The sequence below is a fragment of the Streptomyces sp. NPDC093598 genome (genome assembly GCF_044764825.1).
Taxonomy (GTDB): Bacteria; Actinomycetota; Actinomycetes; order Streptomycetales; family Streptomycetaceae; genus Streptomyces.
Genome location: NZ_JBIWIV010000006.1, coordinates 88,041 through 113,384, shown reverse-complemented (window position 1 = coordinate 113,384; position 25,344 = coordinate 88,041). Strand labels below are relative to the sequence as shown.

The 25,344-nt window shown below is 71.5% G+C and carries 22 protein-coding genes and 1 riboswitch; of the genes, 18 read left to right on the top strand and 4 right to left on the bottom strand.

Annotated features, from left to right (window positions below; genetic code table 11):
- Window positions 1-316 precede the first annotated feature (316 nt).
- Entirely contained in the window at window positions 317-3,850 is a 3,534-nt protein-coding gene (gene mfd / locus ACIRDU_RS20520) for a transcription-repair coupling factor (RefSeq protein ID WP_403581411.1), read from the top strand.
- 23 nt (window positions 3,851-3,873) lie between these two features.
- On the opposite strand, the gene ACIRDU_RS20515 is transcribed toward mfd, so the two are convergent.
- From ACIRDU_RS20515 to ACIRDU_RS20505, 3 genes are all read right to left on the bottom strand, one after another.
- A complete protein-coding gene (locus ACIRDU_RS20515; protein ID WP_403581756.1) occupies window positions 3,874-4,245 on the bottom strand; it encodes a MerR family transcriptional regulator in 372 nt (123 codons plus the stop codon).
- Between the two features lie 26 nt (window positions 4,246-4,271).
- Window positions 4,272-5,057, bottom strand: coding sequence for an SDR family NAD(P)-dependent oxidoreductase (locus ACIRDU_RS20510; RefSeq protein WP_403581409.1), 786 nt, complete (start codon window positions 5,055-5,057; stop codon window positions 4,272-4,274).
- A gap of 89 nt (window positions 5,058-5,146) precedes the next feature.
- Window positions 5,147-5,749: a TetR/AcrR family transcriptional regulator gene (locus ACIRDU_RS20505; RefSeq protein WP_403581408.1), complete on the bottom strand. Its 603-nt coding sequence runs from the start codon at window positions 5,747-5,749 to the stop codon at window positions 5,147-5,149.
- A gap of 212 nt (window positions 5,750-5,961) precedes the next feature.
- On the opposite strand from ACIRDU_RS20505, the gene ACIRDU_RS20500 reads away from it, so the two are divergent.
- A complete protein-coding gene (locus ACIRDU_RS20500) occupies window positions 5,962-6,798 on the top strand; it encodes a hypothetical protein (protein WP_403581754.1) in 837 nt (278 codons plus the stop codon).
- A gap of 87 nt (window positions 6,799-6,885) precedes the next feature.
- Here the strand turns inward: ACIRDU_RS20500 and ACIRDU_RS20495 are convergent, their stop codons facing one another.
- Window positions 6,886-7,071: an antitoxin gene (locus ACIRDU_RS20495; RefSeq protein WP_403581406.1), complete on the bottom strand. Its 186-nt coding sequence runs from the start codon at window positions 7,069-7,071 to the stop codon at window positions 6,886-6,888.
- Between the two features lie 161 nt (window positions 7,072-7,232).
- Between ACIRDU_RS20495 and ACIRDU_RS20490 the strand changes: the two genes are divergently transcribed.
- From ACIRDU_RS20490 to ACIRDU_RS20415, 16 genes are all read left to right on the top strand, one after another.
- Window positions 7,233-8,009, top strand: coding sequence for an HNH endonuclease family protein (locus ACIRDU_RS20490; RefSeq protein WP_403581404.1), 777 nt, complete (start codon window positions 7,233-7,235; stop codon window positions 8,007-8,009).
- 125 nt (window positions 8,010-8,134) lie between these two features.
- Window positions 8,135-9,505, top strand: a complete 1,371-nt coding sequence (locus ACIRDU_RS20485) for an MFS transporter (protein ID WP_403581402.1) — start codon at window positions 8,135-8,137, stop codon at window positions 9,503-9,505.
- Window positions 9,506-9,545: 40 nt separating this feature from the next.
- Window positions 9,546-10,289 (top strand): N-acetyltransferase, encoded by a 744-nt coding sequence (locus ACIRDU_RS20480; RefSeq protein WP_403581400.1) that lies wholly within the window; start codon window positions 9,546-9,548, stop codon window positions 10,287-10,289.
- A 185-nt stretch (window positions 10,290-10,474) separates the two neighbouring features.
- Window positions 10,475-11,116 (top strand): hypothetical protein, encoded by a 642-nt coding sequence (locus tag ACIRDU_RS20475; protein WP_403581398.1) that lies wholly within the window; start codon window positions 10,475-10,477, stop codon window positions 11,114-11,116.
- Between the two features lie 38 nt (window positions 11,117-11,154).
- Window positions 11,155-12,651 carry a protein kinase gene (locus ACIRDU_RS20470; protein ID WP_403581752.1) on the top strand — a complete coding sequence of 499 codons (1,497 nt, stop codon included), beginning with the start codon at window positions 11,155-11,157 and terminating at the stop codon, window positions 12,649-12,651.
- A gap of 190 nt (window positions 12,652-12,841) precedes the next feature.
- Entirely contained in the window at window positions 12,842-13,489 is a 648-nt protein-coding gene (locus ACIRDU_RS20465; protein WP_403581396.1) for a SurA N-terminal domain-containing protein, read from the top strand.
- Between the two features lie 69 nt (window positions 13,490-13,558).
- On the top strand, window positions 13,559-14,578 hold the full coding sequence (locus ACIRDU_RS20460; RefSeq protein WP_403581395.1) for a nucleoside triphosphate pyrophosphohydrolase: 1,020 nt from the start codon (window positions 13,559-13,561) through the stop codon (window positions 14,576-14,578).
- Between the two features lie 259 nt (window positions 14,579-14,837).
- The gene (locus ACIRDU_RS20455; protein WP_403581393.1) at window positions 14,838-16,121 is read left to right on the top strand and encodes a cytochrome P450; all 1,284 of its coding nucleotides are present in this window, start codon (window positions 14,838-14,840) and stop codon (window positions 16,119-16,121) included.
- A 124-nt stretch (window positions 16,122-16,245) separates the two neighbouring features.
- Window positions 16,246-17,223, top strand: a complete 978-nt coding sequence (locus ACIRDU_RS20450; RefSeq protein ID WP_403581391.1) for a transglycosylase family protein — start codon at window positions 16,246-16,248, stop codon at window positions 17,221-17,223.
- Between the two features lie 228 nt (window positions 17,224-17,451).
- A riboswitch (cyclic di-AMP (ydaO/yuaA leader) is annotated at window positions 17,452-17,618 on the top strand.
- Between the two features lie 4 nt (window positions 17,619-17,622).
- Entirely contained in the window at window positions 17,623-18,327 is a 705-nt protein-coding gene (locus tag ACIRDU_RS20445) for a transglycosylase family protein (RefSeq protein WP_403581388.1), read from the top strand.
- Window positions 18,328-18,607: 280 nt separating this feature from the next.
- Window positions 18,608-19,888 carry a phosphopyruvate hydratase gene (gene eno / locus ACIRDU_RS20440; protein ID WP_128092713.1) on the top strand — a complete coding sequence of 427 codons (1,281 nt, stop codon included), beginning with the start codon at window positions 18,608-18,610 and terminating at the stop codon, window positions 19,886-19,888.
- A gap of 101 nt (window positions 19,889-19,989) precedes the next feature.
- The gene (locus ACIRDU_RS20435) at window positions 19,990-20,466 is read left to right on the top strand and encodes a septum formation initiator family protein (protein WP_403581386.1); all 477 of its coding nucleotides are present in this window, start codon (window positions 19,990-19,992) and stop codon (window positions 20,464-20,466) included.
- 47 nt (window positions 20,467-20,513) lie between these two features.
- Window positions 20,514-21,044 carry a DUF501 domain-containing protein gene (locus ACIRDU_RS20430; protein WP_403581384.1) on the top strand — a complete coding sequence of 177 codons (531 nt, stop codon included), beginning with the start codon at window positions 20,514-20,516 and terminating at the stop codon, window positions 21,042-21,044.
- Window positions 21,041-21,982 carry an exopolyphosphatase gene (locus ACIRDU_RS20425; RefSeq protein ID WP_403581382.1) on the top strand — a complete coding sequence of 314 codons (942 nt, stop codon included), beginning with the start codon at window positions 21,041-21,043 and terminating at the stop codon, window positions 21,980-21,982. The genes ACIRDU_RS20430 and ACIRDU_RS20425 overlap by 4 nt, the downstream gene beginning before the upstream one ends.
- A gap of 431 nt (window positions 21,983-22,413) precedes the next feature.
- A complete protein-coding gene (locus ACIRDU_RS20420; protein WP_403581381.1) occupies window positions 22,414-23,802 on the top strand; it encodes an NAD(P)/FAD-dependent oxidoreductase in 1,389 nt (462 codons plus the stop codon).
- Window positions 23,803-24,010: 208 nt separating this feature from the next.
- Window positions 24,011-25,303: a class I SAM-dependent methyltransferase gene (locus ACIRDU_RS20415; protein ID WP_403581380.1), complete on the top strand. Its 1,293-nt coding sequence runs from the start codon at window positions 24,011-24,013 to the stop codon at window positions 25,301-25,303.
- Window positions 25,304-25,344 lie beyond the last annotated feature (41 nt).

Below are 25,344 nucleotides of genomic sequence, written 5' to 3'. Positions count from 1 at the left end.
GGGTGGGCAGCTGCCCGGCCGGGCCGGTCACGGCTCGGGTCCCTCGCCCCAGGCGCCTCGGCCCCCAGGTCCGGTGTCCGCCGCTCAAGAGCCACACGCCGGGCCCGCCTCACCCACGACGGCGCGCACGGCGGAGGGGGTGCGGGTTCCGGGCGTGACCCCAGGGCGGCGGAGCCGCCGGAGCCGGCCCGGTGGAGAACGGGCGTTATCCACAGGCCCGCCGCGCGGGCGTGCGTCGTCGTACGCTGGAGACCCCCCGGCCCGCGGCGCGCGTCGGGCCCGTCGCCTTGCCCACCTCTGGACGGAAAAAGCCCCAATGAGCCTGCACGGTCTGCTCGACGCCGTAGTCAAGGACGCCGCCCTCGCGGAAGCGATCAGGGCGGCCGCCGACGGCAACCGCATGCACGTCGACCTGGTCGGCCCCCCGGCCGCCCGCCCCTTCGCGGTCGCCGCCCTGGCCCGTGACACGGGCCGCCCGGTGCTGGCGGTCACGGCGACGGGCCGCGAGGCGGAGGACCTGGCCGCGGCCCTGCGCTCCCTGCTCCCGCCCGAGGGGGTCGTGGAGTACCCGTCCTGGGAGACGCTCCCGCACGAGCGGCTCAGCCCCCGCAGCGACACCGTCGGCCGCCGCCTGGCCGTGCTGCGCCGCCTGGCCCACCCCCGCCCCGACGACCCCGAGACCGGCCCGGTGTCGGTCGTCGTGGCGCCCGTCCGGTCCGTGCTCCAGCCGCAGGTCAAGGGCCTCGGCGACCTGGAGCCGGTCTCCCTGAGGACCGGGCAGACCACGGACCTCAACGAGATCGTCGAAGCCCTCGCGGCAGCCGCCTACGCGCGCGTGGAGCTCGTCGAGAAGCGCGGCGAGTTCGCCGTGCGCGGCGGCATCCTCGACGTGTTCCCGCCCACCGAGGAGCACCCCCTGCGCGTCGAGTTCTGGGGCGACGACGTCGAGGAGATCCGCTACTTCAAGGTCGCCGACCAGCGCTCCCTCGAAGTCGCCGAGCACGGCCTGTGGGCGCCGCCGTGCCGCGAGCTGCTGCTCACCGACGACGTGCGCACGCGGGCGCGTGCCCTGGCCGAACAGCACCCCGAGCTCGGTGAACTGCTCGGCAAGATCGCCGAGGGCATCGCCGTCGAGGGCATGGAGTCCCTCGCGCCGGTCCTCGTCGACGACATGGAGCTGCTGCTCGACGTGCTGCCCAAGGGCGCCATGGCCGTGGTGTGCGACCCGGAGCGGGTCCGCACGCGCGCGTCGGACCTGGTCGCCACCTCGCAGGAGTTCCTGCAAGCCTCCTGGGCGGCCACCGCCGGTGGCGGCGAGGCGCCCATCGACGTGGGCGCGGCCTCCCTGTGGTCCATCGCGGACGTCCGGGACCGGGCCCGTGAGCTGGACATGATGTGGTGGTCGGTGTCGCCGTTCGCCGCCGACGAGGAGCTCGACGAAGACACGCTCAAGCTGGGGATGCACGCCCCTGAGACCTACCGCGGCGACACCGCCAAGGCCCTGGCCGACACCAAGGGCTGGCTCGCCGACGGCTGGCGCGCGGTGTTCGTCACCGAGGGCCACGGCCCCGCGGCCCGTACGGTCGAGGTGCTGGGCGGCGAGGGCATCGCGGCGCGCCTCGATTCCGACCTCGCCGAGATCTCCCCGTCCGTCGTGCACGTGGCGTGCGGCTCGATCGAGCACGGCTTCGTCGACGCGGCCCTCAGAATCGCCGTCCTGACCGAGACGGACCTGTCGGGTCAGAAGGCGTCCGGCCGCGAGGGCGCCCGGATGCCGGCCCGCCGCCGCAAGACCATCGACCCGCTCACCCTGGAGCCGGGCGACTACATCGTCCACGAGCAGCACGGCGTGGGCCGCTACATCGAGATGGTGCAGCGCACCGTGCAGGGCGCCACCCGCGAGTACCTGGTCGTCGAGTACGCCCCCGCCAAGCGCGGCCAGCCCGGCGACCGCCTCTACATCCCCACCGACCAGCTGGAGCAGATCACCAAGTACGTCGGCGGCGAGGCCCCCACCCTGCACCGCCTCGGCGGCGCCGACTGGACGAAGACGAAGGCCCGCGCGAAGAAGGCCGTCAAGGAGATCGCGGCCGACCTCATCAAGCTGTACAGCGCGCGCATGGCGGCCCCCGGGCACGCCTTCGGCGCGGACACCCCCTGGCAGCGGGAGCTGGAGGACGCCTTCCCCTACGCGGAGACGCCCGACCAGCTCACCACCATCGCCGAGGTCAAGGAGGACATGGAGAAGACGGTCCCGATGGACCGCCTGATCTGCGGCGACGTCGGCTACGGCAAGACCGAGATCGCGGTCCGCGCCGCCTTCAAGGCCGTCCAGGACGGCAAGCAGGTGGCCGTCCTGGTGCCCACGACCCTGCTGGTGCAGCAGCACTTCGGCACGTTCAGCGAGCGGTACGCGCAGTTCCCGGTGAGCGTGAAGGCCCTGTCCCGCTTCCAGACCGACACCGAGGCCAAGGCGACCCTGGAGGGCCTGCGCGAGGGCTCGGTCGACATCGTGATCGGCACGCACCGGCTGTTCTCGTCCGAGACCAAGTTCAAGGACCTGGGCCTGGTCATCGTCGACGAGGAGCAGCGCTTCGGCGTCGAGCACAAGGAGCAGTTGAAGAAGCTCCGCGCCAACGTCGACGTGCTGACGATGTCCGCGACCCCGATCCCGAGGACGCTGGAAATGGCGGTCACCGGCATCCGCGAGATGTCCACGATCACCACCCCGCCGGAGGAGCGCCACCCGGTGCTCACCTTCGTCGGCCCCTACGAGGAGAAGCAGATCGGCGCCGCCATCCGCCGTGAGCTGCTGCGCGAGGGCCAGGTCTTCTACATCCACAACCGCGTCGAGTCGATCGACCGGGCCGCGGCCCGGCTGCGCGAGATCGTCCCCGAGGCGCGCATCGCCACCGCCCACGGGCAGATGTCGGAGTCGGCGCTGGAGCAGGTCGTCGTCGACTTCTGGGAGAAGAAGTTCGACGTGCTGGTGTCCACGACGATCGTGGAGTCCGGCATCGACATCTCCAACGCCAACACCCTGATCGTGGAGCGCGGCGACAACTTCGGGCTCAGCCAGCTCCACCAGCTGCGCGGCCGGGTGGGCCGTGGCCGCGAGCGCGGTTACGCCTACTTCCTCTACCCGCCGGAGAAGCCGCTGACCGAGACCGCGCACGAGCGGCTCGCGACCATCGCCCAGCACACGGAGATGGGCGCCGGCATGTATGTGGCCATGAAGGACCTGGAGATCCGCGGCGCGGGCAACCTCCTCGGCGGCGAGCAGTCCGGACACATCGCGGGCGTCGGCTTCGACCTGTACGTGCGGATGGTCGGCGAGGCCGTCGCCGACTACCGGCGCCAGCTGGAGACCGGCGAGATCGAGGAGGAGCCGCCGCTCGAGGTCAAGATCGAGCTGCCCGTCGACGCGCACGTCCCGCACGACTACGCGCCGGGCGAGCGGCTCCGGCTCCAGGCGTACCGCGCCATCGCCTCCGCCAACTCCGAGGAGGACATCAAGGCGGTCCGCGAGGAACTCGTCGACCGCTACGGCAAGCTGCCCGAGCCGGTGGAGAACCTGCTGCTCGTCGCGGGCCTGCGGATGTTCGCGCGCGCGTGCGGCGTCGGAGAGATCGTGCTCCAGGGCAACAACATCCGGTTCGCGCCGGTGGAGTTGCGCGAGTCGCAGGAACTGCGGGTCAAGCGGCTGTACCCCGGGGTCGTCATCAAGCCGGCGACGCACCAGGTGCTGGTGCCGCGCCCGAAGACCGCGAAGGTGGGCGGCAAGCCGCTGGTCGGGCGGGAACTGCTGGCGTGGGTCGGAGAGTTCCTGACGTCGGTGCTGGGGTCCTGACACCCCGGGTCCGCTGAGGTCCGTCAGGCCACCGGTCGCATGTGCGCACCGGTGGCCTCGCGCAGTGCCGCAGCAAGCCGGTCGCGGACCGTGACCTGCGCGGCGATGCGCGCGTCCAGCACCGCGAGCCGGTCGGCGGCGACCCGGAGCCCCTTCTCGGAGGCGGGTCCGGCCGTGACGTCACCGTCCAGGCAGGGCAGGAACACCCGTACGTCGTCGAGCGTCAGCCCGACGTCGAGCAGCTGGCGGATGTTGCGGACGCGGACGGCCGCACCGGCGTCGTACAGGCGGTAGCCGTTCCCGTCCCGCTCGGAGGCGATGAGCCCTGCCTGCTCGTAGTGGCGCAGGGCGCGCGGGGTGGTGCCGGTCGCCTCGGCGAGTTCACCGATACGCATACGAGGTGCTGCCATGCGCGCCAGTCTCATGCGACGACCGCGCCGCCGTCCACCGGAAGGACCACGCCGGTGACGAACGAGGCCTGCGGCGAGGCCAGCCGGGCGATCGCCCAAGCCACCTCCCCCGGGCGGCCGACCCGGCCGAGCGGCGTGTGTGCGAGCTGCCACGCGCGGATCGCGGCCTGCTGCTCGGGCGTGTGCCCGGCGTGTTCGCCGATCGGTGTGTCGATCGCGCCCGGGGCGACGGCGGCGACGCGGATCCCGAACGGCGCGAGCTCCACCGCCCAGCTCCGGGTGAGCACTTCCAGAGCCGCCTTCCCGGCCGCGTACAAGGAGTTGCCGGGCCAGCCGCGCCGGTCGACCGACGTCGTCACGTTCACGATCACACCGCGGCTGTCCTCCAGCGCGGGCAGCGCGGCCTGGGTGAGCAGGACGGGAGCGAGGAGGTTCGTCGCGAGCAACGGCTCGACGGCCGCGCGGGTGTACGTGCGCAGGGACTGCGCGTCGACGATCCCCGCGTTGTTCACGAGGACATCGATCCGGCCGTGCCGGTCGAGCGCCGTACGGACGATCGTCCCGGGGCCGTCGGCGGCAGAGATGTCGGCGACGAGCGGGCTGATGAGGGACGTGTCGTAGGCAGCGGTCTCGACGAGGGGCGCCTCACGGCGGCCCACCGCCACGACGTGTGCGCCCTCGTCGGCGAACGCGTGGGCGGTGGCACGGCCGATGCCGGTACCGGCGCCGGTGACCACCACGGTCCGCCGGGTCGCCGGGGAGGTCTTTCGCTGGTTCTGTGGTTGCGGGGATGCCATGCGGGGATCCTCGGACGTTGACGTCAGTGGCAAGGTCAAGCGCGTGTGCCCGGGCGCGCGGCAGCCACTACCCGGCGGGGCGGCCGCCACTACCCGGCGGGGCGGAACAGCATGTCCGCCAGCCCGCGGAACACCTCCTCGGGGTCCCGGTCGCCCACCGGGCCGTCGAGGTTGTGGCTGAGCAGCAGCGTGGCGAAGCCGTGGGCCAGGGACCAGGCGGCGACACCGGCGAGCCGGGCGTCGGTGCCGCGGCCCTCCGGCGGCACGGCGGTGACGGCGTCGCGCAGGGCGTCCGAGGCGAGGGCACGGGCGGTGGCCAGCTCCAGGTCGCCGTCGCGCAGCAGCTCGGGCGCGAACATCACCTGGAAGTGCGCCGGATGCTCCCGCGCGAAACGTACGTAGCGCACACCCGCCTCCTTCAGGTCCGCCGTCTCCCTGAGCGCGGCCGCGAGCAGCCCGAAGCCCTCGGCGGCGATCGCCGTGAGCAGCCCGGCGCGGTCCTTGAAGTGGTGGGCGGGCGCGGCGTGCGAGACCCCGGCGCGACGGGCGAGGTCGCGCAGACTCAGCGCGGACGGTCCGTCCGCCGCGATGACGTCGAGAGCGGCGGTGAGGATGGCGCGGCGCAGGTCACCGTGGTGGTACGGGCGGTCGGCCGGGCCCTTGTCGTGCGCGGAGGTCTTGCTGGAGCTCATGGTCAGGAGCGTACGCCGAATCTTGTCATTGACAAGTTGCCGTCGATCCGTGCAATCTTGTCAGTGTCAAGTTGCGCGTGGCCGGACGAGACCGGACCACGGGCCACGGGGGTGGACGCGAGTGGAGGTACGCCATGCCGGAACAGCTCGGTGAGGTCGACGAGGGCGCCAGGGTGCGAAAGGGCGGCGTGCAGCCGGTTCGTGCACGGCAGATGTGGCATCTGCTGGAGCCTCTGCACGCGGTGCTGTATTACGCGCCGGAGGCATTCGAGGAGGCGGCCGCCCTCGGGTACGGCACGGGGGAGCGCTGGCCGAGCTACTTCCCCTGGCGCGCCGCTCCGTTGGGCGAGGCCGGACCGGAGCAGGTGGCCTCGGCCTTCTACAGCTTCAGTCCGCGCATGGTCGCCGAGTACGTCGAGCCGGCGTGGCGGGTGGCGAGCCCCGCCGCGGTGATCGAGGCGAGGGGGCGGGCTGTCGACAGGGCCTACCGGGCCGTGTTCGGTGACCGGGTGAGCAGCCCGGAGCTGGTGGAAGCCGCCGCACTCGCCCGGCGCGCGGCGGAGGCCGCGGACACGGCCGCCCGTCCGCTGGCCGCGGGCAACGCCGCGCTCGGCTGGCCGCAGGAGCCGCACCTTCAGCTGTGGCACGCGGCGACGATCCTGCGCGAGCACCGAGGGGACGGCCACCTCGCGGCCCTGCTCGTGGCGGGCCTGGATCCCGTGGAGTCGCTCGTCTCCTTCGCGGCGATAGGTGCCGCGTCGGTGGAACGCTTCGAGAGCCGTGGCTGGAGCCCCGAGGAGTGGGCGGCCGCGCGCGACCGCCTGGCCGCCAGGGGTCTGATCGACGAGCACGGCACCGCCACGGAGGCGGGCCGCGCCCTTCGTCACCGCGTGGAGCAGCACACCGACCACCTGGCCGCCGGGCCCTGGCAGTCCCTCGGCCCGGCCCGCGTCGACCGGCTCGCCGAGTTGCTGGGCGACTTCTGGGTCGCGGTCCTCGCGTCGGGCCTGCTGCCCTCGGAAACGACGTTGGGCATAGGCAAGGTCTGACCGCAGAGGGCGGCGGAGCTCCGCACGCAGGAAGCCGCCCGCAGGAGATGCGTCTGGGTCTCCGCGGACGGCCTTGAGTTGTGGGCCTTACTGCTGTTCGGGCCGATTGCGGTCGCGGTCCATGCCCAGCGAGCCCTCGGCGCGCTGCTGGCCGGAGTCGACCTGGTCCTCGTACTTGCCGCCGGTCCTCTCGTTGATCCGCTGTTCTGCGGTGTCAGAGCCTCGCTTGCCCTTGTTCCGCGCCTGGCTCTTGAACTTGTCGAAGATGCCCATGCACAGCTCCCTCCGGAGGTGACTCAGGACCGACGATACGCGCGAGATGCGAAGAATGCGCATTGAGGCCCCATGTGGTCTGAACCTCTTCCTCGCTACCGTGGGACCCGGCACGGGCCGCCCGTGCCGGAGCGGAAACGGGCAAACAGAGGAGGGGCGCGGTGACGCGTCTGAGGGGCGGGGCGGCACTGGCTGTCGCGATGGTGTTCACCGGTTCGGCGCTGGCCGGATGCGAGGGCCTGGCCCCGCCCGCCGACGGCGGCGGGCCCTCCGGTTCCGGCGTCCCGGCCGCCGGTGACGGGCGGAACGTGAACCCGCTGGACAACCCGGACGGCACGAAGCCGGGGCTGGCGGCGATCACGTCCGGCGCGGACAAGGAGAGGGCACGTGCCCTGATCGAGAAGGTGATGACGAAGGGACGCGGCCCCAGGACGGGCTACGAACGGGACAAGTTCGGCTACGCCTGGATGGACTCGGCACCGCGCGACGTCCCCTTCTCCCGCAACGGCTGCGACACGCGGAACGACCTCCTGAAACGAGATGGGGAGGACCTGCGCTTCCGGGCGGGGTCCGACTGCGTCGTCACCTCGCTGACGCTGCACGACCCGTACACCGGGAAGGTCATCGAGTGGACCAAGTCCCATGCGATCAAAGTCCAGATAGACCACGTCATGCCGCTGTCGTACGACTGGCAGATGGGCGCTTCGCGCTGGACGGAGGACAAGCGGGAGTCCATCGCCAACGACCCGCTCAACCTCGTCCCGGTGGACGGGCCGACCAACGGCTCGAAGGGAGACTCCGGCCCGGCGTCCTGGCTGCCCCCGAACAAGCGGATCCGCTGCGCCTACTCGGTGCGCTTCGCCCAGGTGTCGCTGAAGTACGAGCTGCCCGTCACGGCGGCGGACAAGCGGATGATGCTGGAGCAGTGCGGCGGCTGAAACGGCACGGGCTGCCGGCGCGGCTGCCGCTCGGCCGGAAAGCACTTTCCCACTCCCACTCGATGTGCTGAGGTGACGGGTGATGTCACTGGACGAGTGACGGGGGCTCGATCGGAGAGTGACGGATGCCGAGTGGACTCGTCGCGCTGGCGCTCGGCGGCTTCGGTATCGGTCTGACCGAGTTCCTCATCGCGGGGCTGCTGCCGCAGGTGGCGTCCAGTTTCACGGTGTCCGAGGCGGCCGCGGGCTGGCTGATCTCCGGGTACGCGCTGAGCGTCGCGGTGGGAGCGATCGCGCTGACCGCGGCGACGGCCCGGCTGCCCCGCAAGCAGGTCCTGCTCGGGCTGGTGGCCCTGTTCGTCGCCGGCAACCTGCTCTCCGCCGTCGCGCCGAACTACCCGGTGATGCTGCTCGGGCGGATCGTCGCGGCGCTGTGCCACGGTTCGTTCTTCGGTATCGGCTCGCTGGTCGCGCGCAGTCTGGTCGCGCCGGAGAAGAAGTCCCAGGCCGTGGCGATCATGTTCGCCGGGCTGACGGTCGCGAACGTGCTGGGCGTGCCGTTCGGCGCGCTGGTCGGCGAGCGCTGGGGCTGGAGGGCGGCGTTCTGGGCGGTCACCGCGATCGGCGTGCTCGCGCTGGCGGGAATCGCCGCGTTGGTGCCCGCGGGGGCGGGCCGAGTCCGGCCTGCAACAGGGACGCATCCAGCACCGGGCCGGTCGGCCACGGGGGCCGGCCGGGCGAATCCGGTGCTGCCGCGGTCGGCCACGAGCGCCGACGGGACGGCGGACCCCCTACCGCCGCCGTCGGCCACAAGGACGGGCGAGGCCGAATTCGACCCGGCACAGCCGGCCGCAGAGGCAGATGAGCCGGACCCAGCGCCGCCCAGCGGCCTGCGGTCGCAGTTGCGGGCGTTCCGGTCCTGGCAGGTCTGGCTGACGCTGGCGGCCACGGCGCTCAGCTACGGCGGGATGTTCGGCGCGTTCAGCTACATCGCCTACACCTTCACCGAGGTCAGCGGCTTCGCCCCGGCGGACGTCGCCTGGCTGCTGATGGTGTACGGCGTCGGACTGGTCGTCGGGAACCTGGTCGGCGGGCGCGCGGCCGACCGCGACCGTGACCGTGCCCTGGTCCTCGCCCTGTTGGGACTCACCCTCACCCTGGCCCTGTTCGGCCTGCTGGCCGGCAGCGCGACCGCCTCGGTCGTCCTGGTGTTCGTGATGGGCGTGACCGGATTCGCCAGTGTGCCCGGAATGATCACGCGTGTCACCGACTACGCGCACGGAGCGGCACTGGCCGCCAGCGCCAACGTGTCCGCGTCCAACGTCGGCAACGCCCTCGGCGCCTGGCTCGGAGGCCTGGCCATCACCGCGGGCCTCGGCTACACCTCACCGCTCTACGTCGGCGCAGGCATCGCCCTGTTGTCCACGGTGGTCATGGTGATCGCCGCTCGCCGAGCCAGGACTCCCCGAGTGGCGGACCGTGCCCTCACGTCGTAATTCGGTTCCGGCCGTGCGCCCTCATGCCTACCGTGATCGCATGCAGTCGAAGATATCGAGCCTCGCCGACCGCCCGGACATGCTGGAGCGGGTCGTCGGGATGGCGGACAGCTGGCCCGAGTTCACGATCCAGGACCTCGTGGGCGCCGCCCACTTCCCCCGGATCGCCGCCGAACTCCCGGAGTACGTCCTGTTCGCCGAGGACGAGCAGGGTGAGGTCGTCGCGAATGCCTACAGCGTGCCCTTCGCCCTGGATGCCGAGGGCCGTGGCCGACTGCCCGGGAACGGCTGGGACACGGTCCTGGTGTGGGCGTTCTCCGACCTGCGCCGCGGGGTCCGCCCCGACACGGTCAGCGCGATCTCGGTCTCGATCACCCCGCACGCCCAAGGCCGCGGCCTGTCCGCGCTGATGCTCTCGGCCATGCGCGACAACGCCCGGGCCCGCGGCTTCCGCGAGGTCGTCGCCCCCGTCCGCCCCAACGCCAAGCACCTGGAACCGCATACGCCGATGGAGGAGTACGCCCGCCGCGTCCGCCCCGACGGCCTGCCCCAGGACCCGTGGCTGCGCGTCCACGCCCGGGCCGGCGCCACCATCGACTCGGTGGCACCGGCGTCCATGACGGTGGCCGCACCGCTCGCGGACTGGCGCCGCTGGACGGGCCTGCCCTTCGACACGGAGGGCGACATCGAGGTGCCGGGCGGTCTGGTGCCCGTGCGCTGCGAAGTGGAGCGCGGGTATGCGGTGTACGTCGAACCCAACGTGTGGATGCGGCACCCGTTGTAGGGCGTGACGGACCGTCGGGTCGCGACCGGCTCGGGGACGGGCCGTACACACGAAGTGATCAGCATGACAACGGTTCGGTACAACCCGTGACCGGTTGTCCGTGTCGGGCTATACGCTCGGATTCCCCAACAGGGTCTGTCCTTCGCACGTCCGTCCCCATCGGCCACACCGGTCCAGGAGCAGTCATGTACGGCCACGGCGCGGCGCCGCCTCCCCGCAGCGCGGCAACGGTCATCTCCCTGCGCGTGCTGTTCGCCGCCGCCGGTTTCCTCACGTGCGGCGTGCTGGCCTGCGTACCGCTGTTCCGGGTGGCCGTCCTGCGCGGACGGGCCCTCGACTGGGTGTTGGCGTGGGCGAGCCTGCCGCTGTCCATCACGGGCTTCGCGGTGATCGGCGCGCTGCCGGAGGACGACAACCGGACCGACATCGCCCTGGCCCTGATCCTTCTGCTCGGGGCCGCCGCCGCCATCTACTTCCTCGTCGTGGACATCGCCCACCACGGTGAGCGTCGGCAGCTCGCCGGTTACGCGTCGCCCCACGCACCGACCGTCACCCACACCCCCTACGGCTATCCGCACCCCGCGCCGCCCTACGCCCCCAACTCCACGCCGGTCCCGCAGCACCCGGCGCCTCACACGCCCGTGCCTCACACGCCCGTGCCCCGCGACGCCACACCTCACGTCCCGGGCCCGGTACAGCCGCCCCCGTCCTCCCAGCACCCCGCGCCCGCCCGCATCGACCAGGTCCGGGCCGAGCTCGACGAGCTCAGCGACTACCTGCGCCGGCACGAAGGCGAAGGCCACGGCAATCACGAGGGCGGAAGGTGACCGCGGCGGCAGGACGTGTCGTCGCCGGCCGCTACGAACTGTCCACCGTCCTCGGGCAGGGCGGCATGGGCCAGGTGTGGACGGCGTACGACCAGCGGCTCGACCGGCGCGTGGCGGTGAAGCTGCTGCGCCCCGACAAGGTGGCCGGCCAGGACGCGGAGGAACTGCGCCGCCGTTTCGTGCGCGAGTGCCGGGTGACCGCGCAGGTCGATCATCCGGGCCTGGTCACCGTGCACGACGCGGGCAGTGAGGGCGAGGAGCTGTTCCTCGTCATGCAGTACATCGACGGCGCCGACCTCGCCGGGCACCTCGCCGAGCACGACCCGTACCCCTGGCAGTGGGCGGTCGCGGTTGCCGCTCAGCTGTGCGCCGTGCTGAGCGCCGTGCACGCCGTGCCGATCGTCCACCGCGACCTCAAGCCGCGCAACGTCATGGTGAAGCAGGACGGCACGGTCACCGTCCTCGACCTCGGCGTCGCCTCCGTCATGGACGCGGACACCACCCGCCTCACCCACACCGGCACCCCCATCGGCTCGCCCGCCTACATGGCCCCGGAGCAGGCGATGGGCGGCGCGGTCGGCCCGTACACCGACCTGTACGCACTCGGCGTGGTCCTGCACGAACTGCTCAGCTCAGACGTGCCCTTCTCCGGCTCCACCGCACTCGGCGTCCTGCACCGGCACCTGTACGAGCCCCCGCTGCCCGTGCGCCGTATCCGCCCCGAAATTCCCGAGGCCCTGGAAGCGCTCGTGCTGCGCCTCCTCGCCAAGGACCCGCAGCACCGGCCCGCCTCCGCACAGGAGGTCTACGAGCACCTGGAACTGCTCCTGCCCGCGCGCGGGACGCCCACCGGAGCGGCACTCGATCCCACCCGCCCGTTCCTGCGCCCGCACGCCCCCTGGCCGGATCGTGCGCGCACCCCCGCGCCCCGGCCCACGCCCGCCGCACCCGTCACCGAGGCAGCGGGGAAGACGGACATCGCCCGCGCCGTCGACGAGGTCAAGCGGCTCCTCGGCGAGGGCCGCGTCACCCAGGCCGTCGACATCCTCGGGGCGATCCTGCCCGCAGCGGCCGAACAGCACGGCGCGCACTCCCCGGTCGTCCGCACCCTGCGCAAGCAGTACGCGGCGACGCTCCTGGACGACGGCCAGTACCGCCGCGCCCTGCCCGAGCTGCGCCGGCTCGCCGACGAACGCGCCGCCGAGGCCGGCCAGGCCGACCCGCAGGCCCTGCGCTTCCGGTACGAGGCCGCCCAGTGCCTCGAACAGTTGGGCGAACCGGCCGCGGCGCTCGCCGAGTACCGGGCGGTGCTGCCGTACTACGAGAACCAGTACGTCGCCGCAGGCGGCCCCGAGCTCGCGCACGACGTCCGCCGCCGCATCGGGCATCTCCTGCTGGCCCTGGGCGACCGCGGCGCCGCCCACGACACCCTGGCCCGGCTGCTGCACGACGTGGAGCGCACCCACGGCCCCGGGCACCCGCTCGGTGCGGAGATCCGCAGGACGCTGCAGTGGCTGGGGCAGGTCCGCGGCTGACGACCGCCCCGGGGGGCGCGGCGATGCCGGAAGTCGCGGTGAATCGTTGGTCGAATGGGTTGGCCAGAGCTTGGCCACTGCCTACCATCGATCATCGCAAGACCTTGTGCGCCCGCCCGTCGCCCGACCACCACCCCTGGTGGAGGCGCTGCGCGCCGCACCTGTCGTTGCATCTCCTCGGGAGGTTTCCTTGCACCGCCGCCGTCGCACCGCGCTCCTCCTCACCGCCGCGATCGCCGCCGCGGCGCCCCTGCTCACCGCCTGCGGGAACGACGCGCATCCCGGCGCGGCAGCCGTGGTGGGCGGCCAGCGGATCACCGTCTCCCAGCTGGACGAGCGGGTCGGTGAGGTACGCGCGGCCCAGCGGGCGGCCGTGCAGGACGAGGCCCAGTACCAGCAGGCCATCGCGAGAACCGGCACCCTCACCCGCGACACCCTGCACACCATGGTCCTGGACCGGGTGCTGCACCGCGCCGCCGAGGACGCCGGAGTGAGCGTCTCCCGCAAGGAGGTCCAGCAGATGCGATCCGGCCTGGAACAGCAGGCCGGTGGCGCCAAGGCGCTGGAGACGACCTGGCTCCAGCAGTACGGCATCCCGCCCCAGCGCCTCGACGAGAACCTCCGCCTCCAGCTGGAGGCCCAGAAGCTCGCCGAGAAGCTCGGCACGAACACCGACCGCCCCGAGTTCTGGAAGGCCCTCTCCGACGCCTCCAAGGACCTGAACGTCGACCTCAACCCGCGCTACGGCACCTGGGACGTCCGAAAGAGCAGCCGCGCCGACGCCAAGACGCCCTGGGTGCGGGACGTCACGGCGGCACAGACGCAGCAGGGCATGTAGGGCACCTGGCATCCCCGGCCCCTGTGGACGACTTCGGGTGCTGTCGGCGGCGTGGGATAGCTTCGAACCGTGAACGCCAACAGCCCCGAAGCCACCCCGGGCCCCGAGCGGACCGCTCCCGACGCGGCCGCCGCCCCCGGCCGCATCATCCTGCTCACCACCAGCCACCGCGTCGCCCCCGGCCTGCTCTCCTGGCCCGCCTGGCAGGCACTGCACGCGGCGGACCTGGTGCTGTGCGCGGACGGCACGCACCCGCAGCTGCCGTATCTGCGCGAGGCGGGGATACCGGTCGACGAGGCGTCCCCGACCGCCCAGGAGCTGGTCGACGTCTGCGCCGGCGGCCGCACGGTGGTCGTGGTGGCGACGGGTGAGGGCGAACCGGTCCTGACGGACGGTCTGGCACGCCTCGCCGGAACCGGCCGCATCGCCATGCCCGAGCTGGAGCTGCTGCCCGCCTCCTACGACCTCCCGGGCGCCCGGCTGCTCGACCTGGTCCAGGTCATGGACCGCATCCGCGTCGAGTGCCCCTGGTCCTCCCGGCAGACCCACAAGGGCCTGGCCAAGTACGGCATCGAGGAGGCGTACGAACTCGTCGAGGCGATCGAGGAGGGCGACCGCGACGAACTGCGCGAGGAGCTCGGCGACGTCCTCCTCCAGGTCGTCTTCCACGCCCGCATCGCCGAGGAAGGCCGCCCGGAAGACGGGGCGGAGCCCTTCTCCATCGACGACGTGGCCGGCGGCCTCGTCGCCAAGCTGATCCACCGCCATCCGCATGTCTTCGGCGACGCGACGGCCACGACCCCCGAGGAGGTCAAGGAGCACTGGCTGCGCACCAAGGCGGTGGAGAAGCAGCGCACCTCGATCACCGAGGGCATCCCCCTCGGCCAGCCCGGCCTCGCCCTCGCCGCCAAGCTGGCCTCCCGCGCCCGCACAGCGCACCTGGACATACCCCTCCCACCCGTCGAGGGCATCGGCTACGAGCTCCTGGCCCTGGCCGTGCGCGCCGAGTCGGAGGGCGTCGACCCGGAGGCGGCCCTGAGAGCGGCGGCCCGCGCGTACCGCGACGCGATCAAGGAGGCGGAGGGCTGAGTCCGGCGGGTCGGTCCTCCCAGTCCAGTTGCGCTTCGGGGATCCCGAGGGAGCGGGCGTACGCCTGCGCCGGCAGGCGCCCCTGCGCCTGCCGGCGCGGATCGCGGAAGACCCTGCAGGCGAACACCACGAACGCCTCCGCGCCGGTGTGGTAGTTGACGTACCAGCCCCCTCCTCCCAGATCTCGACGCGATCAGAGTAGGGACGGCCTCTGACAGCGGCGGCCGGTGCCGGGGCAGGCGCTGCGTAGGGTCATGGCATGGAACATGACGTGCCCGGCATGCCCGAGCTGTTCTCCTGGGAGTTCGCGAGCAACCCCTACCCCGCCTACGCCTGGCTCCGCGAGCACAGCCCCGTCCACAAGACGCGGCTGCCCAGCGGTGTGGAGGCCTGGCTGGTCACGCGCTACGCCGACGCCAAGCAGACGCTCGCCGACAGCCGGCTCTCCAAGAATCCGGCACATCACGACGAACCGGCGCACGCCAAGGGCAAGACCGGGATCCCCGGGGAGCGCAAGGCCGAGTTGATGACGCATCTGCTGAACATCGACCCGCCGGACCACACCCGGCTGCGGCGGCTCGTGTCCAAGGCGTTCACACCCCGCCGGGTCGCCGAGTTCGCGCCGCGGGTGCAGGAGCTCACCGACACTCTCATCGACGGGTTCGCGCGCAAGGGGTCCGCCGACCTGATCCACGAGTTCGCCTTCCCGCTGCCCATCTACGCCATCTGCGACCTCCTCGGTGTCCCCCGCGAGGACCAGGACGACTTCCGCGACTGGGCGGGCATGATGATCCGTCACCAGGGCGGGCCCAGGGGCGGCGTGGCGCGGTCCGTGAAGAAGATGCGCGGCTACCTCGCCGACCTCATCCACCGCAAGCGGGAGGCGCTGCCCGCCGAGCCGGCCCCCGGCGAGGACCTCATCTCCGGTCTCATCCGCGCCTCCGACCACGGCGAGCACCTCACCGAGAACGAGGCGGCGGCCATGGCCTTCATCCTGCTGTTCGCCGGTTTCGAGACGACCGTGAACCTGATCGGCAACGGCACCTACGCGCTGCTCACCCACCCCGAGGAGCGTGCACGGCTCCAGGCGTCCCTCGCGGCGGGGGAGACCGGCCTCCTGGAGACCGGCGTCGAGGAACTCCTCCGCTACGACGGCCCCGTCGAACTCGCCACCTGGCGCTTCGCCACGCAGCCGCTCACCATCGGCGGGCAGGAGATCGAGGCCGGCGACCCCGTCCTCGTCGTCCTGGCCGCCGCGGACCGGGACCCGGAGCGGTTCGCCGATCCGGACGTGCTGGACCTCGCCCGCCGCGACAACCAGCACCTCGGGTACGGCCACGGCATCCACTACTGCCTCGGCGCGCCGCTCGCCCGCCTGGAGGGCCAGACCGCGCTCGCCACCCTCCTCACCCGCCTCCCGGACCTCCGGCTCGCGGCGGATCCGGCCGAGCTGCGCTGGCGCGGCGGCCTCATCATGCGCGGGCTGCGCACCCTGCCGGTGGAGTTCGCACCGGTTGAAAGTGACGAAACATCAGAGTTGTGATCTTCACGTGATCTACGCGGCATGAACTTGTGACAAGTGATCGTCTGCCGATACGTTCACCCCTCAACGCGGCCCGGGATTCTTCGGCCGCGCCGATCACTGCTGTCTCGCGAAAGGTCTCCGTATGCTCTCCGGGAACGGTCGGCACCGTCGCCCCCGCCAGGCTCCGGCTCTCCTCGTGGCGGCCGGAGTGACCGGCTCCGCCATCGCGATCCCACTCCTCGGGGCCTCCGGTGCCAGTGCGGCCGACGGCACGACCTGGGACCGGGTCGCGGACTGCGAGACAGGCGGCGCCTGGAGCCAGAACAGCGGCAACGGCTACTACGGCGGCCTGCAGTTGTCCCAGGAGGACTGGGAGAACCACGGCGGTCTCGACTACGCCGCGAGCGCCGATCTGGCCAGTCGCTCCCAGCAGATATCCGTGGCCGAGAGAATCCTCGCCGACCAGGGGGTCGGCGCGTGGCGTACCTGCGGACTGCTCTCCGGCCTCCAGCAGGACAAGGGGTCGGACTCGTCCGACTCGTCCGAATCATCCGGCGAGGTGGACTCGCCCGGTCTGCTCGACTCCGTCGAGCCGTCCCCTTCATCGACTCCTTCCTCGAGCGCTTCGTCGTCACCTGACGTGCAGTCGGACTCGAAGGATGAAACCGCCAAGTCCGACAAGTCGTCCGATTCCTCTTCTCTGGAGCGAGGGCAGAAGCAGGAGCAGGGCCAGACCCCCGACAGCTCCCCCTCCGCCACCCCCGGAAGTGACGGGTCCGGCAACTCGCGCCAGGGCGAGGACTCTTCGGCCCTGACCGACACCGGCTCCGGCCGCCACCGCGGTCCCAGCGCCGAGGAGAGCTCCGCGCCCGCGCACGGCCGCGAGGGTGAATCCTCGGGCCGCCACGCCTCGCGCGGCGACGACGCCTCCCGTGCCGCGTCCGAGGGCTCCTACATCGTGGGTGTCGGCGACAGCCTCTGGTCCATCGCCGACTCCCTTGACCTCGACGGCGGATGGCACTCTCTCTACGACGGGAACGAGCAGACGGTCGGTACCGACCCGAACCTCATCCTCCCCGGTCAGACGCTCACGACAGGGGTCGAAGCGGACGAGAGGTAGTCGTCCGGGCAGTGCGGAAACGGCGGTCGAAGTCGCCCCGAAACCGGGTGAGTTCACGTCACGTTTCGCGCCGAATGTCCCGTATAAGACCGGTGAGAGATAGATCTCAGAAGCCCTGATCGTCTTTGAAATTCCGGGGATCGCGTGTCTACGGTCGTGACCGCTCGTCACCGCGAGCCCCGGCTGCCGCAACGCCGAATCCTGCCAGCGGCCGTACGGGAACAGTCGTCGCGTCAAGCGCCGTAGGCAGGAGCGGGGGACCCAAGGTAGGTGCCCGACCGGACAGTTGCGCCGGAAGGGCTTGGGGTGAAGCCGTGTCCCGGGAGGGACGCGGCCGGGCAACTCAACCGGCCCGAACCCGACAGCTCACCTCGCAGGCGTCGGTGAGGGGATCCATCCATGCTGTTTTCCGGCAAGGGCAAGCACCGCCGTCCGTCCAAGGCCACCCGCGCCATCGCCGTCGCCGGTGTCGCCGGCGCCGCCGTCGCCGCCCCGCTGATGGCGGCCGGCAACGCCTCCGCCGCCACCGCCTCCGAGTGGGACGCCGTCGCCCAGTGCGAGTCCGGCGGCAACTGGTCCATCAACACCGGCAACGGCTACTACGGCGGTCTGCAGTTCTCCGCCTCCACCTGGTCCGGCTACGGCGGCACCAAGTACGCCTCCACCGCCGACCAGGCCACCAAGGCCCAGCAGATCGAGATCGCCGAGAAGGTCCTGGCGAGCCAGGGCAAGGGTGCCTGGCCGGTGTGCGGCAAGGGCCTGTCGAGCGCCGGCTACACCGGCGGCGGCTCCTCGAGCGACTCCGGCAGCTCCTCGCAGCAGAGCCAGCAGAACCAGCAGAGCACCGAGACCCGCCAGACCCAGCAGCAGCCGGCCTCCCGCTCCGAGGAGCGTCCGGCGGCCAAGAAGACCGTCACCACCCCGACCGGCAAGAAGGTCAAGAAGGGTGACGGCGAGTACAAGGTCGTCAAGGGTGACACCCTCAGCTCGATCGCCGCGGAGGAGAAGGTCAAGGGCGGCTGGGAGAAGCTGTACCAGCTGAACAAGGACATCGTCGAGGACGCCAACCTCATCTACCCGGGCCAGCAGCTGCACCTGAAGTAAGCAGCGGCCCGCCCCACCCGGCCCGCCCGGGTCCACGGGCTCCCCGCTCCGGTGCGTCATCCCCCGTACGCACCGGAGCGGGGTTTTTTCTGCCGGACTTCGCGAACCGGCTTTGTTCCGTTCGGAAACAATTTACTCTCGGTTCTGTCCATGGGGTGGGCGACCCGGTGGCCGATCGCCCGGAGCCGGTTAGGCTCATGTCGCGAGCCACCACAGGCCCGCACCTCGCGCCGGGTCCACGCGGCCCGCGTCACCGTGTCACTTCAAGAAGGAGATGCTCGTGCCGTCCATCGACGTCGTCGTAGCCCGGGAAATCCTGGACTCCCGAGGCAACCCCACGGTCGAGGTCGAGGTCGGCCTCGACGACGGCAGCACGGGTCGTGCCGCCGTCCCGTCCGGCGCCTCCACGGGCGCCTTCGAGGCCATCGAGCTCCGCGACGGCGACTCGAACCGCTACCTCGGCAAGGGTGTGGAGAAGGCCGTCCTCGCGGTCATCGAGCAGATCGGCCCGGAGCTGGTCGGTTACGACGCCACCGAGCAGCGCCTGATCGACCAGGCGATGTTCGACCTGGACGCGACCGACAACAAGGGCTCCCTCGGCGCCAACGCCATCCTCGGCGTCTCGCTCGCCGTCGCCCACGCCGCCTCCGAGGCCAGCGACCTGCCGCTGTTCCGCTATCTGGGCGGCCCGAACGCGCACCTGCTGCCGGTGCCGATGATGAACATCCTGAACGGCGGCTCGCACGCCGACTCCAACGTGGACATCCAGGAGTTCATGATCGCCCCGATCGGCGCGGAGTCCTTCTCCGAGGCCCTGCGCTGGGGCGCCGAGGTCTACCACACGCTGAAGAAGGTCCTGAAGAGCAAGGGCCTGGCCACCGGCCTCGGCGACGAGGGCGGCTTCGCCCCGAACCTCGGCTCCAACCGCGAGGCCCTCGACCTCATCCTCGAGGCGATCAACGAGGCCGGCTACACCCCCGGCGAGCAGATCGCCCTGGCGCTCGACGTCGCCGCCTCCGAGTTCTACAAGGACGGCGTCTACACCTTCGAGGGCAAGGAGCGCTCGGCGGCCGAGATGACCGAGTACTACGCGGAGCTCGTCGACGCGTACCCGCTCGTCTCCATCGAGGACCCGCTGTTCGAGGACGACTGGGAGGGCTGGAAGACCATCACCGCCAAGCTCGGTGACAAGGTCCAGCTCGTCGGCGACGACCTGTTCGTCACCAACCCCGAGCGCCTCGCCCGCGGCATCGAGGAGGGCGCGGCCAACGCCCTGCTGGTCAAGGTCAACCAGATCGGTTCCCTCACCGAGACCCTGGACGCCGTCGAGCTGGCCCAGCGCAACGGCTTCAAGTGCATGATGTCCCACCGCTCCGGCGAGACCGAGGACGTCACCATCGCCGACCTGGCCGTCGCCACCAACTGCGGCCAGATCAAGACCGGCGCCCCGGCCCGCTCCGAGCGCGTCGCCAAGTACAACCAGCTGCTGCGCATCGAGGAGATCCTCGACGACGCCGCGGTGTACGCCGGCCGTTCGGCGTTCCCCCGCTTCAAGGGCTGACCCGCCCGTAATCAGCAGCGTCGTACGTACGTCCCCGTACTCGGTCCCGTACCGTGTCCGGGGACGTACGCGCGTATGACGGTGGAGCGGGAGGCGGACAGATGGCCGTGAAGGACCGGGACCGGTTCTCCACCGCGACCAGGATCCGGTTGCTCGGCGAGCAGACCGCGGCCCGGGTCTACCGATCCCAGACCAGGCGACAGGCCCGCCGCTCACGGCTGACCGGCCGGGCCGCGCTGCTCGCCCTGGTGATGTGCTCGCTGATCGTGGCCCTGGCCTACCCGATGCGGGAGTACGTCTCGCAGCGTGCCGAGATCGACGACCTCCAGCGCGAACAGCAGCAGGCCCGCGAGCGCGTCGAACGGCTGCGCGACCTGAAGGCGCGCTGGCAGGACGACGCCTACGCCGAGCAGCAGATCCGGCAGCGGTTGCACTACGTCATGCCGGGGGAGACGGGCTTCATCGTCGTCGACCCGCACGCGGCGAAGCAGTCGCGCACCGACCTGGGGGCGGCCGACCGCCCCTGGTACTCCAACGTCTGGGACGGCGTCGACAAGTCCGACGCCTCCGGCCAGTGACCTGACCTCCCAGCCGGCGATCAGAGAAAGACAGCCTGAAGACAGTCATGGAAACGCCCCCGCCGACCACCCCGCGCACCGAGCCCACCGACGCGGACGTCGAGGCCTTCAAGCAGCAGCTCGGCCGGCCCCCGCGCGGCCTGCGGGCCATCGCGCACCGCTGCCCCTGCGGACAGCCCGACGTCGTGGAGACGGCCCCCCGCCTGCCCGACGGCACGCCCTTCCCGACGCTGTACTACCTGACGTGCCCGAAGGCGAATTCGGCGATCGGCACGCTGGAGGCGAACGGCGTGATGAAGGAGATGACCGAGCGGCTCTCCTCGGACCCGGAGCTGGCGGCGGCCTACCGGGCGGCGCACGAGGACTACATCCGGCGACGCGACGAGATCGAGGAGCTGAAGAACTTCCCGAGCGCGGGTGGCATGCCGGACCGGGTGAAGTGCCTGCACGTCCTGGTGGCGCACTCGCTGGCCGCCGGGCCGGGCGTGAACCCGCTGGGCGACGAGGCTCTGGCCATGCTGCCGGAGTGGTGGCGCAAGGGCGCGTGTGTGACGGCCGTCGAGGAGGACGTCCGATGACCCGTGTCGCCGCCGTGGACTGCGGTACGAACTCCATCCGGCTCCTGGTCGCCGACGCCGACCCCACCACCGGTGAGCTCGTCGACCTGGACCGCCGGATGACGATCGTCCGGCTCGGGCAGGGTGTCGACCGCACCGGCCGACTCGCCCCCGAGGCGCTCCAGCGGACCTTCGCGGCGTGCCGCGAGTACGCCGGGATCATCAAGGAGCACGGGGCGGAGCGGCTGCGGTTCGTGGCGACCTCCGCCTCCCGGGACGCCGAGAACCGGGACGAGTTCGCGCGCGGCGTGCTGGAGATCCTGGGCGTCGAGCCCGAGGTGATCTCCGGGGACCAGGAGGCCGGGTTCTCCTTCACCGGCGCCACCAAGGAGCTGGCCGGGGGCGACCACCTCCCGAAGCCCTACCTCGTCGTGGACATCGGCGGCGGCTCGACCGAGTTCGTCGTGGGCGACGACCAGGTCCGGGCGGCCCGCTCGGTGGACATCGGCTGCGTCCGCATGACCGAGCGGCACCTCGTCCGGGACGGCGTGGTGAGCGACCCGCCCTCGCAGGAGCAGATCGCGGCCATGCGGGCCGACATCGAGGCCGCCCTCGACCTCGCCGAGGAGACGGTCCCGCTGCGCGAGGCGCGCACGCTGGTCGGCCTCGCCGGCTCCGTGACGACCGTGTCGGCGATCGCGCAGGAGCTGCCCGAGTACGACTCGCAGGCCATCCACCACTCCCGCGTCTCCCACGACCGGGTCCGCGAGATCACCGAGTGGCTGCTGCGCTCCACCCACGTCGAGCGCGCGGCCGTGCCCTCCATGCACCCGGGCCGGGTCGACGTGATCGGGGCGGGTGCCCTCGTGCTCCTGTCGATCATGGAGCGGATCGGCGCGCGGGAGGTCGTCGTGAGCGAGCACGACATCCTCGACGGCATCGCGTGGTCCGTCGCGTAGCCCGCTTCTGAGCAGGCATGGATCACGAATGAGCGTGTCCGGGGGGTTCGGACGACTCCCCGGCGACCCCCCGGCGACAGCCCGTCGGAAAAGTTCGTGAAGTTCTTCACAAGGAATTCGGCCCTTGCGGGCGATCAGAGGGGTCCCGTTGACCCGTCCGGGGGCTGAACAGGCCTTTGAACATGTTCAGAAGCATGGTATGGAGGTGTCCGCGGGGGCGCTCGAAGCGGCACTCCGGGAGGGCCTCACGGACGGTCCTCGGGTACAGAGAGGCAGCTCACGCGGCATTGACAACGGTCCGGGGTGCACAAACGCTCCCGGTTGTCACCATGACATGGATCACGCGGGCCGCGGAGGATAGCACACACCCCACCCAAGCTTGTGAAGGGGCGCACGAGCCACCCCCCTGAGACGGGTGGATACTCGATGGCATGAGCACCACGGAGCGTCCCAGGATCCTCGTAGTAGGCGGTGGGTACGTAGGCCTGTACGCAGCTCGGCGCATCCAGAAGAAGATGCGCTACGGCGAGGCGACCGTCACGGTCGTCGACCCCCGGTCGTACATGACCTACCAGCCCTTCCTCCCCGAAGCCGCCGCCGGCAACATCTCCCCGCGCCACGTCGTCGTCCCGCTGCGACGCGTGCTGCCCAAGGCGGAGGTCCTCACCGGCCGGGTCACCACCATCGACCAGGACCGCAAGGTCGCCACGGTCTCCCCGCTGGTCGGCGAGGCCTACGAGCTGCCCTTCGACTACCTGGTGATCGCGCTCGGCGCGGTCTCCCGCACCTTCCCGATCCCCGGCCTCGCCGAGCAGGGCATCGGTATGAAGGGCATCGAGGAGGCCATCGGCCTGCGCAACCACGTCCTCGAGCAGCTCGACAAGGCCGACTCCACCACCGACGAGGAGATCCGCCGCAAGGCGCTCACCTTCGTCTTCGTGGGCGGCGGCTTCGCCGGCGCGGAGACCATCGGCGAGGTCGAGGACATGGCCCGGGACGCGGCCAAGTACTACAAGAACGTGTCCCGTGAGGACATGCGCTTCATCCTGGTCGACGCCGCCGACAAGATCCTCCCCGAGGTCGGCCCCAAGCTCGGCACGTACGGCAAGGAGCACCTCGAGGGCCGCGGCGTCGAGGTCTACCTGTCCACCTCCATGGACTCCTGCGTCGACGGCCACGTGGTGCTGAAGAACGGCCTCGAGGTCGACTCCAACACCATCGTCTGGACCGCCGGCGTCAAGCCCAACCCGGCCCTCGCCCGCTACGGCCTGCCCCTCGGCCCCCGCGGTCACGTCGACTGCGAGCCGACCCTCCAGGTCAAGGGCACCGACTACATCTGGGCCGCCGGCGACAACGCCCAGGTCCCGGACCTCGTCGGCCGCAAGGCGGGCAACGAGAACGCATGGTGCCCGCCTAACGCCCAGCACGCGCTGCGCCAGGCGCGGGTCCTCGGCGACAACGTGGTGTCCGGCATGCGGGGCTTCCCGCAGAAGGACTACGCCCACGCCAACAAGGGCGCGGTGGCCGGTCTCGGCCTCCACAAGGGCGTCGCGATGATCGTCATGGGCAAGATGAAGATCAAGCTCAAGGGCCGCCTCGCCTGGTACATGCACCGTGGCTACCACGGCCTGGCCATGCCGACCTGGAACCGCAAGATCCGCGTCTTCGCCGACTGGACCCTCGGCATGTTCCTCAAGCGCGAGGTCGTCTCGCTCGGCGCCATCGAGACGCCGCGCGAGGAGTTCTACGAGGCCGCCAAGCCGGCCCCGGTCGCCGCCGCGCCGAAGGAGAAGACCGAGGAGAAGGCCAAGGCCTCCTGACCTCCGGTCGGTCATCCGCCTGACGAAGGGCCTCCCGCCATCCGTGGTGCGGGGGGCCCTTCGGCGTGTTTTGCGCAGACATGACGCGTGCCGGGGACTGCGCCGAGGCCCCGCAGATGTTTACGTGGTGTCGGACATTCCGGGATTCCCCTTCCCCAAGCTCTCGACTTCGCTCGAGCAGGGGATACCCCTATCGGAGGTGTACACCATGGCAGACGCCGCGCAGCGGCTGCAGGGCCTCTTCACACAGTTGCTGGGAGCACCGCTCCCGGTGCGCATCCGCGCCTGGGACGGATCGCAGGCGGGCCCGCCGGGCGCGCCGACCCTGGTCGTACGCAACCGCCGGGCGCTGCGCCGCCTGCTGTGGAAGCCCGGCGAACTGGGCCTGGCCCGGGCCTGGGTGGCGGGCGATCTCGACATCGAGGGGGACCTCTACGCGACCCTCGATCTGCTGGCCGGTCTCATCTGGGAGCGCGGCGAGGACGCCCGCACCCTCACCCAGGCCCTGCGCGACCCCGAGGTCCGTGCCGCCGTCCGCGGACTGGTCAAGCTCGCCGGGACCCCGCTGCCGCCGGCCCCGCCCCGCGAGGAGGCCCGCAGCCCCCGCCGCCACCTGCACACCAAGCACAGCGACCGACGCGCCATCAGCCACCACTACGACGTCGGCAACGACTTCTACGAAATCGTCCTCGGCCCGTCCATGGTGTACTCCTGCGCCTACTGGCCCGCCCCGGACAGCACCCTCGAACAGGCCCAGCACGACAAGCTCGAACTCGTCTGCCGCAAGCTCGGCCTGAGACCCGGTCAGCGGCTGCTCGACGTCGGCTGCGGCTGGGGCTCGATGGCCATCCACGCCGCCCGCGAGCACGGCGTGAGCGTCGTCGGCGTCACGCTCTCCCAGGAGCAGGCCGCCTACGCCCGCAAGCGCGTCGCCGACGAGGGCCTCACCGACAAGGTCGAGATCCGCGTCCAGGACTACCGCGACGTCCGCGACGGGCCCTACGACGCGATCTCCTCCATCGGCATGGCCGAACACGTGGGCGCGGAGCAGTACCGGGAGTACGCCGCCGACCTGTACGGCCTGCTCAAGCCGGGCGGACGGCTCCTGAACCACCAGATCGCCCGCCGTCCGCAGGGGGACGAGACGACGTACAGCGTCGACGCGTTCATCGACGCCTACGTCTTCCCCGACGGCGAGCTCCAGCCGATCGGCAGCACCGTGACCCAGCTGGAGCGAGCCGGGTTCGAGGTGCGCGACGTCGAGGTGATCCGCGAGCACTACGCCCTCACCCTGCGCCATTGGGTCGCCCGCCTGGAGGCCGACTGGCAGCGCGCCGTGCAGCTGGCCGGCCCCGGCCGCGCCCGGGTCTGGCGCCTGTACATGGCGGCCTCCGCCCTGGCCTTCGAACGCAACCGCATCGGCGTCAACCAGGTCCTGGCCGTCCGCACCCCCGAACCCGGGACGTCGGGCATGCCGCTGCGCGCCCGCACCTGGAACTGAGAACGACGAAGGGCCCCTCACCCGCCGTGGGTGAGAGGCCC